The 13,719-nt window shown below is 52.4% G+C and carries 9 protein-coding genes; 7 read left to right on the top strand and 2 right to left on the bottom strand.

Going from position 1 to position 13,719, the window contains the following annotated elements; genetic code table 11:
* The first annotated feature begins 111 nt into the window (after positions 1 to 111).
* The 4 genes from KFE13_RS07225 (at position 112) to KFE13_RS07210 (ending at position 5,065) form a co-directional block, all read left to right on the top strand.
* Positions 112 to 1,758, top strand: a complete 1,647-nt coding sequence (locus KFE13_RS07225; RefSeq protein ID WP_260706491.1) for an amidase — start codon at positions 112 to 114, stop codon at positions 1,756 to 1,758.
* A gap of 426 nt (positions 1,759 to 2,184) precedes the next feature.
* Positions 2,185 to 2,964, top strand: coding sequence for a (Fe-S)-binding protein (locus KFE13_RS07220; protein ID WP_260706490.1), 780 nt, complete (start codon positions 2,185 to 2,187; stop codon positions 2,962 to 2,964).
* Positions 2,961 to 4,430 carry a LutB/LldF family L-lactate oxidation iron-sulfur protein gene (locus tag KFE13_RS07215; RefSeq protein ID WP_260706489.1) on the top strand — a complete coding sequence of 490 codons (1,470 nt, stop codon included), beginning with the start codon at positions 2,961 to 2,963 and terminating at the stop codon, positions 4,428 to 4,430. Before KFE13_RS07220 ends, KFE13_RS07215 begins: the two co-directional genes overlap by 4 nt.
* Positions 4,427 to 5,065, top strand: a complete 639-nt coding sequence (locus KFE13_RS07210) for a LutC/YkgG family protein (protein WP_260706488.1) — start codon at positions 4,427 to 4,429, stop codon at positions 5,063 to 5,065. Before KFE13_RS07215 ends, KFE13_RS07210 begins: the two co-directional genes overlap by 4 nt.
* 40 nt (positions 5,066 to 5,105) lie before the next feature.
* On the opposite strand, the gene KFE13_RS07205 is transcribed toward KFE13_RS07210, so the two are convergent.
* The gene (locus KFE13_RS07205; RefSeq protein ID WP_260706487.1) at positions 5,106 to 6,173 is read right to left on the bottom strand and encodes a hypothetical protein; all 1,068 of its coding nucleotides are present in this window, start codon (positions 6,171 to 6,173) and stop codon (positions 5,106 to 5,108) included.
* A 141-nt stretch (positions 6,174 to 6,314) separates the two neighbouring features.
* Complete coding sequence (locus KFE13_RS07200; protein WP_260706486.1) at positions 6,315 to 6,731, bottom strand: hypothetical protein; 417 nt, start codon at positions 6,729 to 6,731, stop codon at positions 6,315 to 6,317.
* Positions 6,732 to 7,042: 311 nt separating this feature from the next.
* Between KFE13_RS07200 and KFE13_RS07195 the strand changes: the two genes are divergently transcribed.
* The 3 genes from KFE13_RS07195 (at position 7,043) to KFE13_RS07185 (ending at position 13,672) form a co-directional block, all read left to right on the top strand.
* Positions 7,043 to 7,732, top strand: coding sequence for a hypothetical protein (locus KFE13_RS07195; protein ID WP_260706485.1), 690 nt, complete (start codon positions 7,043 to 7,045; stop codon positions 7,730 to 7,732).
* 10 nt (positions 7,733 to 7,742) lie between these two features.
* Entirely contained in the window at positions 7,743 to 9,377 is a 1,635-nt protein-coding gene (locus KFE13_RS07190) for a hypothetical protein (protein ID WP_260706484.1), read from the top strand.
* An 815-nt stretch (positions 9,378 to 10,192) separates the two neighbouring features.
* On the top strand, positions 10,193 to 13,672 hold the full coding sequence (locus KFE13_RS07185; protein ID WP_260706483.1) for a TonB-dependent receptor: 3,480 nt from the start codon (positions 10,193 to 10,195) through the stop codon (positions 13,670 to 13,672).
* Positions 13,673 to 13,719 lie beyond the last annotated feature (47 nt).

Genomic DNA, 13,719 nt, shown 5'->3' with positions numbered 1-13,719 from the left:
ATAATTTCAGACAATCGGGATCAAGCGAAGAATGGCCAATCGCCCTGTGAAGGAGAGCGAAAGATGAAATGCTTTGTGCGAAATCGGTGTCTGTGGAACCGGAGAAACCTGTTGATCGCGATCGTCGCGGCTCTGTTCCTGCTCTCGACCACACTCCCCGCTACGGCGCAAAAAACACCGGACGTTGCGCCCTCCGCCATGGATCGCGACCTGATGGAGGTCACCGTCCCTCGGCTGCATCAGCTCTACGCGCAGCACCGTTACACCGTAACCCAGGTCACGCAGTGGTATCTGGATCGCATCGCCCGTTATGACGGCACATATCGCGCCCTCCTGTATGTCGACGCAAAAGGAGCACTCGCGCGCGCCGCGCAGGAAGACGCCGAGCCTCCCTCCCAAAAGCACGGTCTGCTATGGGGCGTCCCCATCGTCATCAAAGCCAACACCAGCGTTCAAGGGTGGCTCACCAGTGCCGGATGGAAGGGATACACCTTCGAAGGCAAGCAGTTGATCTCGCCTAAAGACGCACTCGTCGTCAGGCGCCTGCGCGACGCTGGAGCCATCCTGCTTGGCCAAACCAACATGCCCGACTTCGCTGCCAGCGATACCAACATCAGCACTGCCGGCGGACGCACCGGCGACGCCTATGACGTACGCTTCTCCCCAGGAGGCTCTTCAGGGGGAACCGCCACTGCCGTCGCAGCAAACTTCGCCGTCCTCGGCACCGGCACCGATACCGCCAATTCCATCCGCCAGCCTGCCGCCAACAACAGCCTCGTCGGCTTCCTTCCCACACGCGGACTCACCAGTATCGCAGGCATCCATCCTCTGGACTGGTTGCGCGACAACACCGGCCCGCTCGCACGCGATGTCACAAGCGCAGCCATCGCGCTCGAAGTCATGCAGGCCGAAGACCCGCTCGATCCCTGGACGAAGGGCTCCTCTGCAAAAGCCGAACGAGGACCGTATACGAAATACCTCAACCCCGGCGCACTCAAAGGCAAACGCTTCGCTGTCCCCTGGTTCATTCTCGAAGGTTCGCCGTCTGTCTATCGTGGCCAGCCCGACGCGCCACCATTCGATGGCGGTGTCGTTCCGGAAACGCGCGCCGCCTTCATGAAAGCAATTGACCAGATGCGCGCTGCCGGTGCGACTGTCATCATCGACAAACAGATCCTACCCGAAAGTTTCTTCATCACCGCGCGCCGCATGAACACCCGCCCCTATCGCCGCGAAGGCGTCGACCTCTTTCTCCGCGACTTCGGCCCCTCCTCATACCACTCCGTTGCGGAGTATGAGTCCGCAACCGGGCAGCAGTTTCCTCCCTTCATGATCGGTGGCATCCGCCCTGGTAAAGACACCGGCGGGCCTCTTGAACAACGCAGCATCGACAACGATCCCAATCGCGACAGCAACTACTACGGACCGCAGAAAGAGGCCCTCGCCATCTATGAGGACACGTTGAAGAAGTGGCATCTCGACGGCTTCGTGTACCCCGCCCTTCAGATCCCCACCTACGACGAGACCCTGCCCGGAGCCTCGAAAGCAGGCCCATACAGCGAAACCGGATGGGTCAACCGCATCGGTGTCCCCGCTGTCTCCATCCCCGGAGGGTTCTACGCCAACGGTCTCCCATTCGGACTCGAGATCTCCGGCATCCGTTGGCACGATGGCGATCTGCTGGGCTATGCCTACGCCTACCAGCAGGCCACGCACAATCGCCATCTTCCCGAACTGGTCGAGCAGGCGAAGCAGTAACGGGCACGATTTCCACAGAAATTCTGTCAAGCCCTGTTTTGCCCTATCCCGTTTGTAATCAGATAGATGTATTTGCGCATTCACCCCGTCCCATTCGCTATACTGGTTATAGAGGTCAAACAAAGAACCCCTTGGCATGGCTCAGGGGTTTCTCCTTTAGAATCAATATTTTTAGTTCTAACTCGTTTCGTTTCTATATTTTGCCTTGTTGAAATCTTGCAACATGCTGCAAATAAATGCCTTAGCCAGATACCACCAGGGGGGTGGAGTCGCTATGGAGTGGGGCAAAGCTCTTCGGTCGGCTGTCTGATACAAAAGACAATATAGAGAGACGAAGAGATTGTTTCGCAATGCGGCTGGAACGTCGCTTCCGTATCGAGCGAATCCTCGGAAATATAATCTCTATTGGAATCTGGGAGTTGCGGCTTGAGGGTTGCGCTTTTTATCACCTGTTACAACGACACGCTCTTCCCCTCTACCGGAAAAGCCGTAGTCAAAGTGCTCGAACGGCTTGGACACACGGTCGAGTTTCCGGCTGGCCAAACCTGCTGCGGTCAGATGCACTGGAACACCGGTTATCAGGTGGAAGCTCTGCCGCTCCTGCCGCGCTTCCTCTCGCAGTTCGAGCATGCCGAAGCCGTCGTCGTTCCGTCATCGTCCTGCGTCGCCATGATGCGAGAGCACTATCCCCTCATGGCCGAGCGCATCGCCTCCGAAGGAGGCGATGCCTCTCTGCCGCACCGTGTCGCTGAATTATTGCCGCGCGTCTGGGAGTTCTCCGAGTTCCTCAGTAAAAAACTCGGCCTCACCGATGTCGGCGCCTACTATCCGCATCGCGTCACGTATCACGCAAGCTGCCACGGTCTTCGCTCGCTAGGCCTCGGCGATGGCCCCACAAGTCTGCTCAAAGCAGTGCGCGGACTTGATCTCGTCGAGATTTCCAATCTCGAACAATGCTGCGGCTTCGGCGGAACCTTCGCTGTAAAAAATGCAGATGTCTCCAGTGCCATGCTCGCTGAAAAATCGCGCGCCGTCCTGAATACAGGCGCCGAAGAATGCACCGCATGCGACAACTCGTGCCTCATGCACATTCAGGGAGCGCTTCACCGCCAGCGAACCGGCGTCAATACACGCCACATCGCCGAAATCCTCGCGCACACCGAAGAGGATGAGCTCGACGCTGTTCAAGCTGAGGTCAAGCTATGAGCCGCGTCCCTCTCGACCCTCGCACTGCGCCAACTTTTCAGCAGGCAGCGAAGACGCTTCTGGGTGACGCGCAGCTACGCAAAAATGTTCGCCACGCTACCGACGTTATTCAGGCCAAGCGTCGCAAGCTCGTCGAAGAAAAGCAGGATTGGCAGCAGCTTCGCGAAAGCGCGCGCCAGATTCGTGCCCATTCGCTTCAGCATCTCGATGTCTATCTCGAAGAGTTTGAGCGCAACTTCACGCGCGCAGGAGGAGTCGTTCATTGGGCGCGTGACGCGCGCGAGGCACAGAGCATCGTTGTCGGTCTGGTAAAGCAGCTTGGCGCAAACGAAGTCATCAAGATCAAATCGATGACGACCGAGGAGATTCATCTCAATAACGCTCTCGAAGAGTCGGGCATTCGCGCCTACGAGACCGATCTGGCCGAACTGATTATCCAGCTTGGCGAAGATCAACCCTCACATATCGTTGTTCCCGCGCTGCACAAGAATCGCGCTCAGATTCGTGAGATCTTTCGCAAAGCGATGGATCTTCCCGATCTTGGCGACAAGCCAGCCGACCTCGCCGACGCAGCACGCAGGTTTCTCCGCGAGAAGTTCCTCCGCGTAAAGACAGCAGTAAGCGGAGCCAACTTCCTCATCGCCGAGACTGGCGGAATCTGCATCGTCGAAAGCGAAGGCAATGGCCGCATGTGCCTTACCTTACCCGAGACGCTGATTTCAGTCGTTGGGATTGAGAAGGTCATTCCGCGTTGGAGCGATCTTGAGGCGCTGGTTCAGCTTCTCCCACGCTCCGCAACGGGCGAGCGCATGAACCCCTACAGTTCCTTCTGGAGCGGTATTCATCCCGGCGACGGCCCGCAGACAATGCACGTTGTCCTCCTCGATAACGGCCGCACCGATGTTCTCGCCGACGCTGAAGGAAGGCAGACCTTGCAGTGCATCCGTTGCGGAGCCTGCCAAAACGCCTGTCCCGTTTACCGTCAGACCGGCGGTCACGCGTACGGGAGCGTCTATGCCGGACCGATCGGAGCCATCCTTACGCCGCAGCTGATGCACATGGATCACTCGCAGACACTGCCTTATGCCTCGTCGTTGTGCGGAGCCTGCTACGAGGTTTGCCCGGTCAAGATCAACATCCCCGAAGTCCTCATCCACCTCCGCAACAAGGTTGTTGAGCAGAACGGATGGTACGCGCCCGAGAGCCTCGCGATGAAGGCGGTAGCATTCGTCTTTCGTTCAGAACGCCGCTTTCGCGCCGCGCAGAGACTGGGCCGCATAGCAGAGTCGCCTCTCGTTAAAAGAGAGAAGTCGACGTTCCCCATTCTCGATCAGGAAGAAGCCACAAAGTCCGGCTGGATTGGCTGGCTTCCCGGACTTCTCGGCGGATGGACCGACACGCGCGACCTGCAGGCCATGCCAAAAGAGACCTTCCGCGACTGGTGGGAAAAGCGAGGTAAAGCATGAGCACCGCGCGTGAAGTGATCCTCAACCGCATACGAGTCGCCAAGGGAACCTCACCGGCGGAGGCAGTAAACCAGTCATACAGCAGCATCCAGCGGGACTATCAATCCGTAGCGAGCTTCTCGCGCGAAAAGATACTCCATCTCTTTGAAGATCGTCTTCGCGATTACGATGCAAATGTCTATTGTGTCGATAGCCAGCAGGTCGCTTCTACTGTAGCTGCTGTCCTCCGTGATCGAAATATTCAGCGTGTGCTGGTCCCTGAAGGGCTGCCCGCAGAATGGCAGGTTGGAGCAGAGTTCATTGTCGATCGTGGATTTACTCCGACTGAGCTTGATCAATTCACCTCAGTGATGACGACAGCAACACTTGGCATCGCTGAGACCGGAACCATCGTTTTGCAAACTTTGCCGGGCCAGGGAAGACGAGCCATCACTCTCGTGCCCGATTATCATCTCTGCATTCTGCCTGCGAGCAAGGTCGTGGAGACCGTTGTTGAAGGAATGCATATTCTGGAGGCAACAAAGAATCTACCGACGACGTTCTTCAGCGGTCCTTCCGCTACCGCGGATATTGAGATGACCCGCATTAAAGGAGTTCACGGGCCAAGGTTTGTTGACGTGGTGATAGCCCTATAGAGCTGTGCACTTGTCTTGAAAATGCGGCAATCCAGGATAGTTAGTTTTCTGAAATATATTCGCTTAGAGAGTCTTCTACGATGAAGCGATCTAATTCAATTTTCTTCTGGTTGCTTACTATCCATACTTGAAAAAGAGATGTGCTTAAAACCGTTCGATTGAATGGACCAAGCTCACCCGCCTGAATGATATGCCCATAAGGGTCCATCTTCGAGAGGTAGAGTAAATGTCCGCTGTTATTCACAACCTGCAGTTCCGCAGGAACGGGATTCATAGAAGAGATCGCTAGTTTGGAGACGCTTCTTGCCCGCATAACGGTGACGGCTTTAGGCCTTTCAATACCTTCATAAAGCTGGTGGAGCAGCAGATAGCCGCCACGGTCGTAGCTTTTTAAGGCTTCGACTCCACTCTCAGGACATATCTGAGATGTGTCTGGGCAATTGCCTCTTCCGCCGAAATACCATGCTGAAAGTTGTGACCAGTATTCCTGAGCATCGACACCAGCCTCAAGCCCGTTCCATAAATGCTGCGTTCGTGTACTCTGAAATTGAGCTTGAATGTTCCTTCTCATTGCCGAATCAAATCCATACAACATCATGCTTAATGCTATTTGGCTCGTACATTGATTCAGCATCGTACGTTCATCCTCAGTTTCAAAGCACACACGATATAAGCCAGGCTGAAATAAAGAGCGGTTCGAAGAATTACTTTCGTCTTTCCCGCTAAGCTCTGGAAGCAGAGACATTGCTTCGCCTATAGCTACAACATGTAGCTCAACTCCTCGCTGCGCCATGTTCTGTTGAAGAGAATCCGATTTCGATAGAAGTTGTTTTGCCCGATTGCAAATAGTAAGGATGGAATCGTCGCGTAGATGAGCACTCCCGCGAACAGTGATTCCGCCGCAATGCATTGCCTTCACGTAAAAGCCAAATATAGGAGGATTTATGCGGTCGATAGCATCCATTTCGCTTGGATTTTGAGCATGAATTGAGATTCCTAAGGACAGAATAGAAATCGATACAAGTATTGGCAGAGAAAAGTACAACTGCCAAGTAGTAGTTTTTACAAGTATTTGCATGGATAACTTGCATGGCATGGTATGGATCATAGGCTTGTTCCGAAAAATCGCATGATGACGAATATGTCAAGCCAGTTACAACGTTAGTTGTATGTCAGTTCGTTGAGTTGGCGGCCTAGTATCTAGCCGGTAACCAGTTCGGGTTGGTGTGTTTTGTGCATCAACTACAACCTAATTTCCGCGTCGCAGGCTATGCCAGCAGGCCTTAGCCATCGATGCATATCCTATGACGCCGAACAGAGCAGTTATTCGGAGTATCCCTATGTTGAGAAGTAAGAATAGTATTCTGCTTTGCATTTGCGCATGTGCGACCTTGTTTATACCTGCCTCCGCAGCATTCTCCCAGGCACTGAATTCCAACACAGCCAGCGTTGTATTGACTGCGACACTAGGCGAAACGTTGACAATTTCGGCAACGCCAGGCGCAGTAAACTTTTCTCTTGTTTCAGGTGGTGTCGCGACCGGTAGCGCCCCAGTCGCGATCACAACAACCTGGGTTCTCGGTGCCAGCCGGGCAAATGTTGTTTTGGATGCATATTTCTCCAGTACCGCTGCTCTAACCTTCGCAGGTCCTCCGGCCTCAAACATTCCAACTTCGGCAGTGCTTGGGCAGATGACGACGGGCACTCCCACAACGTTTACACCATTTACTCAGACTGCGGCACTTGGTACCGCTGGTGCCGGCCTTACTTTATTTACGCAGTCGCTTAGTTCTGTAAACAGGGCATCGACGCGAACGGATAATCTAAATCTGGAGATAGACCTTTCGTCGTTACCACAGCTACCTTCTGCAACGTATACAGGTACTCTCACAATTCAAGCGCAAGCTCTGTAAATGGAGCTTTGTTGGCTAAAAGGTCGATGAATGAGTCGATCCGCTGAATTCAGGAGACTTGTCTATGTATCGAAAACCCATCTTCTATCTGCTCCTGCTCATGGCTGGAAGTGCGCTCGCGCAGAGCGTTCAACCTGTGATCGTTGAGTACAAAGGGAAAGCAGACGGAAAAATTGCCCTAACGAATAACTCATCGTCACCTATGGTGGTGGTGTTGGAGCCCAAGAGCTTCAACATCACCCCGGAGGGGAAGGGAATCTATCGCGATTTGGATAGCTCCATTCATGTGGACCTCTCGTCCATGAGCGTCAAGCTGCAACCTCAACAGACCTATTATGTCTTCTATAAGGCCACCGCGGATAAGCTGCCAGCATGGTTCACAATTTATGCTACGTTCTCTTCTCCAAAACATAGCGATGGACTTGATGTACGGCTGATGCTGCCGCATACCGTGTACCTCTATCAAAAGCAACCGATGCTGGAAGCGAATGTTCAAGTGAAGGATCTGTCTTATGACGGTGAGACACGTCAGCTTACCTGCACGATAGAAAACGATAGTGCGGAGCTCACTAGAATTCAGTCCGTTCGTGCACTGGGCGATCATGCTTCGGGTGATTTGTCGGGGTTCCCACTGCTGCCCGGGGGCTATCGGCATATCCAAATGGATTGGAAGTCGAATTCTCCACCATCTGAGATCGATTTTCGCTTTGAGCATTTCAACGTAAAACGTTCGGTTGCCACAGCGAGAAATTGAAGTGCGCTTCATGTCCCCTGTTCAGGTGAAAAAAAAGGCCGTGATCCTTTTAAGCGTAATTGCTTGTGTGGCTCCATTGAGCGCGCAAGTGATTGAGCTAGGAGGCGGCACTTCCACTTTGTTCCAGTCGCAGGGTGGAGAGGTGACAGTGCGTGGCAAGGGGTATAGTGCAGCTACAGGTGGAGGCATGATCAATGGAAAATTCTATGGCGGCGCTCAATTTGTGAAAGCGTTCGAGAGCGCCTCTCTGACAGCAGGAACGGACAATGTAACGTTTGATCTCCCAACCGATATCTTTCAGGGAGGGCACTATTTGACCGTAGTCGGGTTGGGTTTGCGGAAGAAGATAAGTAATGCAGATGTTTATGGTTTTATAGGGGAGACGTCAACGAGCTTCAATAGCCCTTTCTTTACGGGGACCAGCGCGGAAAAACCCGCTGTCATTCTGTTTGCTTCGGGCAAAGTGAGTCCTCAGTGGACAGCGGCGACTCGCGTTATTATCCCTAACTCGTTCCGCGCCACGATTATCCATAGCATGGCATACGATGCAGGCGATGGCGTACAGTTTGCTCTTTCCGGTGGCCTGGGGACCGGACAGCTTTACTTCGCATCCAGCCTTTCAATTGAGCGAAAGAAGTACGATCTCAAAGCTGCGTACATCGAATCATCATCGCAGTTTAGGCGTGCCAATATAGCCGTACCATTAACTGCAGAGCCAGATCGCGACAATGTTCTGTTTACTTATCGGCCCACGTCTTGGGCGAGCTTTACAGCAGGCAGGCAGAATTATTTAACGCCAATTTATCAATCTTCAAATACGATTCGCAGCACTGTAAATCAAGGATCCGCGAGTATCCAGGTGTTGGGTTCGGGGCTTACCGCCTCAATCTTCCAATCCAAATATGGAGGGGGAGAGAACATCGCAACAGCCTATTCTGCTAGCCGCTCCATCAGATCGCGTATCTATGCGCAGGCATCCTATCTTGTTAGTAATCCCGAAAATTCGCCTAAAACCGCCTCTGTTGTTGGTAATGTTCAGGAAAATTTGACGCCGCGTTGGAGCATTTCTCAGATGTTCAATACAACTAATGGTCAAAAAGCTTTTGGGTGTGGCGCATCGTTCCTTTCAAATCTGGCCACACTGAGTGCGAACTACCAAACTTTTTACGTGCCTGCGCGAATTAATGCACCTTTTGAAGAAGCTCTTATCGTGAATGCCCAGATCAATATCTTAGGACGCTTGAGTTTAAATGGTGGGACATTTGTCGCTCCTGACGGAAGCCTTCTCTATACTGCCGGGGGAAAGGGGACGATCTCTCGTGAGGTGGCGACAAGAGGAGCAGTGGGGATGCGCAGCGCCATTGGCGACATGGTGATACGTGGCAGGGTTGTAGATATTGATGGTCAGCCAATCATGGGAGCAGCACTACTGGTAGACCAGCTTTCTGTTTATACAGACTCGCAAGGATACTTCTATGTTCATGAACGCAAACCTCGCCTTCATCCGTTTACGGTTTTGATTGATCAATTTCTGGATGGCAGTCTCTATAAAGTAGTTTCCTCTCCGAATGAGGTTAGAAGCAGTTCCAATAGCCAAACCGAGACACTCGTGGTGGTTCAACGAGTAATCGTTGCGAGGTCGTAACAATGCATTTTTCACGCTTGGCTGGGGTGTTAGTGGGGTGCTTGCTAAGTGTAGAAGCGGGCGGACAGACAAGAAATATCGGAGCTCTGCGGCCAAATCCACGTATTACGATTGGGGACACCATCACAGTAACGGCATCTCCGGGAACCGTGAATTTTGCTCTTGTATCGCGTGGTGTAGCCCAAGGGACAAGCTCTATTACAGTAACGACTGTATGGTCGGGGATCAGTTTGCTGTCATCGCTCGATCTCTATGCATTTTTCTCAAGCTCCACTGCAGCACTCTCAGGAGGAAGCCCCGTTGTGCATATTCCTTCAGCCAACGTTTTAGGGAAAGATACTGCAGGCTTGCCAACAGGATTTACACCCTTTACGCAAGGAACACCCACTGCCGGGGCAAGTCTTCACCTGTATTCAACAAGCGCAATACTAAGTCTTGGGGGCAGCCACGTAGACAATCTTACCTTGGAGATTGATCTCACGAGTATCCCGCAGCTCCCAGCCGGGACCTATTCAGGAGTCCTGATGCTTCAAGCGCAAGCATTTTAATTTTCTTTCTTCGCATCCTACCTTAGAGCAAATTTATGCATCCGTTGATGATGGGGTTTCTTGCATCGATTGTGCAAGTCGCTCGTCCCCTCCAACTGTTCGCTTTTGATTTGGTTCTCTGAATTAGGGAGTAGGTGTTGCTTCGCGTGTTTTATTCGCCTTCTATCAGGAGGAGGGGTAAAGAAGCGAACGCAACGCATATAAACCACTAACCGAGCAGGAGAAAACGGTCGTGTAAGCAGGGCCGCTCCTCTTTCAGGAGCCGCGATGAAGACGCAACAAGCTATTCCTTTCTACGTGTACTCAAAGTGCACTTTAGCCCTCGCTATCTTTACCTGCGTACTCCTTCCAGCGCGCCTCGCCTATGCCCAATATCGCGCTGGCTTGCAGGGGACGGTGACCGATTCCACGGGAGCCGTTGTACCGGGAGCAACAATAACGATTCTCGATAGAGAGACAAATCAATCTCAGTCCGTAAAGACTGATGGTGCGGGTACCTACACATTTAACCGTCTGGCTCCAGCCTCGTACTCAGTTTCTATTGATGCGCAAGGATTCGCGAAGAAGACCATTGATGAGGTTAAGATCTCAGGTGAGATACTGCAGGGACTCAATATCACTCTTGAAGCAGCTGGGTCTTCGCAATCCATCACGGTGACGGATAATTCGCCAGCAATCAATACTTCGACTGCAACCATTTCGGCGACTATCTCGAGCGGAGAGCTGCAGTCGCTTCCTTCTTCAAATCGTGACCCTTATCAACTACTAAGGCTTACTCCTGGGGCGCTTGGTGATGGTGCACAAAGTGGTGCCGGAGGAAGTTTCTCCTCTCCCGGTAACGGCGGCATTGGTGGAAGCTCTGCTACAGGAAGTATTTTCCAAGTAGAGAACCGCGCACAGACTCAGGCTAACGGAGTTCGCACCTCAGGCAATTCTTTTCAGATTGATGGAAGCCAAGTGAATTCTCTGGCATGGGGTGGTGGGGCTGTCATTACGCCGAATCAGGAATCAGTCAAAGAGGTTCAAACGCAAACTAGTCCTTATGATGCAACTTATGGACGCAATAGTGGCGCTCAGGTTCTGGTGGTATCCAAGAATGGCACCAATCAAATCCACGGCAGTGCGTTTTTCAAATTTCATCGTCCGGGTTTGAACGCCTATCAACGCTATAACGGACCAACAGATAGTCCCCAGCGAGATAACAATCGATTCAATCAAATTGGAGGTAGTATCGGCGGCCCTGTCTGGAAAGATCATATATTCGCCTTCTTCTCCTACGAGGAGTTGCGTAATAGCAGCCTTACTCCCGGAGCAGATTGGTATGAAACCCCAGCCTTTGATCAGATGGCTTCTCAAACAAAGAATGGAATCTCAGGAGCAATTGCAGGTTACCCGGGAGAAAGCGTGAATTTTAAGTCAGTTGCCTCGGGAGCCAATTGTGCTTTTGTTGGCCTTAGTCCGGCTTACTGTCGTGATGTCCCCTATATGGGAGGTACGGCTCTCGATCTCGGTTCACCTTTGAAAACCGCTCTGGGAACGACAGATCCAACCTATATCGACAACGCTCATCCCGGCATAGGAGGAGGATTCGATGGTGTCCCCGATGTATTTCGCGTAAATTGGCTCAATCCCACACGCAATACGGCGCAACAGTACAACGGACGTCTCGATTGGCAGCTCAACCCACGTGACTTGGTGGCCTACACGATTTACTGGGTACCAACGTCTACAACTTCTTTTAATGGGCCAAATCGTACGGCCAATTTGTGGCATTCCGACAGGCTGGCTTACTCTCACGCCACGCTTTGGAATCACATCTTCACTCCTACACTCCTTAATGAGTTCCGCCTTAATGGTGTGCGTTGGTATTTCAACGAAGTCGCTTCGAATCCGCAAGAGCCATTCGGTCTCCCGCAGGGACATATCGACAACATGGGCGGCATAAGCAACCTGCAGTACTTCGGCGCGCCTGGTCCGGGAAATTTCGCACAGACTACGTACAACATACGAGATACCATGACGAAGACCTGGGGCTCGCATAATATCCGCTTCGGCTTTGACGGCTATCGCGAGCTCGATAACGATACGCAAACAGGCTCAGCTATTCCCTCGTACACTTTCCGAAATCTATGGGAGTTTGCTAATGACAAGCCCCGGCTCGAAACCGGCTCCTTCGATCCACGCACTGGGGCGCCAACCTCTGCTACGAAGCACATCCGTTCCAATATTTATGCCGGTTATATCCAGGACGATTGGCGCCTCAACGCCAACCTCACTCTCAACGCCGGCCTGCGCTGGGAATACTTTACGCCAATTACTGAGAAGGATGGAAATATCAGCAACGTTGTACTTGGAACTGGCGCTCAGACACTCACTGGTGCCTATATCAAGACGGGTGGTGATCTTTTTGCAACCGGCAAAAATAATTGGGGTCCCCAATTCGGCTTTGCTTATAGTGTGAATCCAAATTCAACACATCTGTTCGTTGTCCGTGGAGGCTTTGGCATTGCCTACAACCGTATGCAGGAAGCGATCACCCTTAATGGGCGCTCGAATCCGCCATTGGTAACGACCCTCAACGCGACATGTACCGATACCGCGCTTACCAACTGCCCGGGGGTCCTTTATGCAGCCTCAAGCAGCGCCACGAATATTAACGGCTATCCGTCCAACCCAGCCGCAAAGGTTTCCTTTGGAGCCAACGGCCTACCAACCAGCGGCGCTCCAATTAATCTCCAGGCCATTCAGCAGAATCTGCCAACACCAATGACATACAAAACTTCGCTTGGTACTGAATACGCTGTTAGCCAGCACTGGATTGTTAGTGTCGGCTATCAGGGCAGTATTTCACGCCATTACACACGGCAGACCAATCTCAACTGGATTTACTATCCCAACCTGAATCCTACTGTTAGTTCATTCGCTTATTACTTAAATGATGTCAGCGCAAGCTCACATGCCCTACTGGCCGAAGCCAAGCATACGTTCTCGCGCAGCTTCTCGCTAAACGCTCAGTATCGATGGGGCAAGATCATGGATACAGGGTCGCAAGATTACTATGTCAGCCAGTATCCGTACGATAACCGCTATGCTTATGGGCCCGCCGATTACAACGTAGCACAGAATATGAAACTATTCGGCACCTGGTCCCCGAAGCTCTTTGCAAAGAACAGAATCATGGAGGATATCTTCGGAGGAATCCAGCTCAGTGGCATCATTCAGTATCACACCGGCTTTCCGTGGACACCTGTTTACAGCAACACGCAATGTAATGTCGTCTTTATTGGAAGTGGCTATTGCAACCTGCGTCCTGCGGCACAAATTGCCAAAGGTAGCGGCGACACAAGCAACAGTACATTTAAGCGTCCTGGCGGAGCGTTTCCGAATGGCGGCCTAGCATATTTTACTGCTCCAATTGTTCCCGCTACCGGAGCGCCTCCGCCCCCGGGGGTAGGCCGCAACAGCTTGCGCGGGCCGAACTACTTCGACACCGATATGGATGCACAAAAAACTTTCGGCATTCCCCGTACTCGCATCTTCGGCGATAGCGCTGGGTTGACGGTGAGGGCGATGTTCTTCAACATTTTTAATCAAACCAACCTGACTCCCTTTGATGCGAATGGCAATTCTGCAGGAAACCAGGGTGGAGCTGATTCAAATATCCAAATTACCTCGCCGAACTTTGGTAGATCAAGCGGTGCTCTTGGGGCTCGAGTCATCGAGTTTCAGGGACGCTTCAGCTTCTAATGACTGTAAAGTCTTGCCCCGAAGGAGCGCTTTGGCTATGGAGCGCT

The organism is Edaphobacter flagellatus (assembly GCF_025264665.1).
GTDB lineage: Bacteria > Acidobacteriota > Terriglobia > Terriglobales > Acidobacteriaceae > Edaphobacter > Edaphobacter flagellatus.
Note: the sequence above shows the minus strand (reverse complement) of the source record. Positions and strands in the feature narration are given on the sequence as shown.

Excerpts from the sequence above, each read along its gene's own strand:
- KFE13_RS07215 (WP_260706489.1), top strand. The coding sequence starts at position 2,961 with ATGAGCCGCGTCCCTCTCGACCCTCGCACTGCGCCAACTTTTCAGCAG.
- KFE13_RS07210 (WP_260706488.1), top strand. The coding sequence starts at position 4,427 with ATGAGCACCGCGCGTGAAGTGATCCTCAACCGCATACGAGTCGCCAAG.
- KFE13_RS07205 (WP_260706487.1), bottom strand. The coding sequence starts at position 6,173 with ATGATCCATACCATGCCATGCAAGTTATCCATGCAAATACTTGTAAAA.
- KFE13_RS07200 (WP_260706486.1), bottom strand. The coding sequence starts at position 6,731 with ATGTTTGAGGCCGGAGGACCTGCGAAGGTTAGAGCAGCGGTACTGGAG.
- KFE13_RS07195 (WP_260706485.1), top strand. The coding sequence starts at position 7,043 with ATGTATCGAAAACCCATCTTCTATCTGCTCCTGCTCATGGCTGGAAGT.
- KFE13_RS07190 (WP_260706484.1), top strand. The coding sequence starts at position 7,743 with ATGTCCCCTGTTCAGGTGAAAAAAAAGGCCGTGATCCTTTTAAGCGTA.
- KFE13_RS07185 (WP_260706483.1), top strand. The coding sequence starts at position 10,193 with ATGAAGACGCAACAAGCTATTCCTTTCTACGTGTACTCAAAGTGCACT.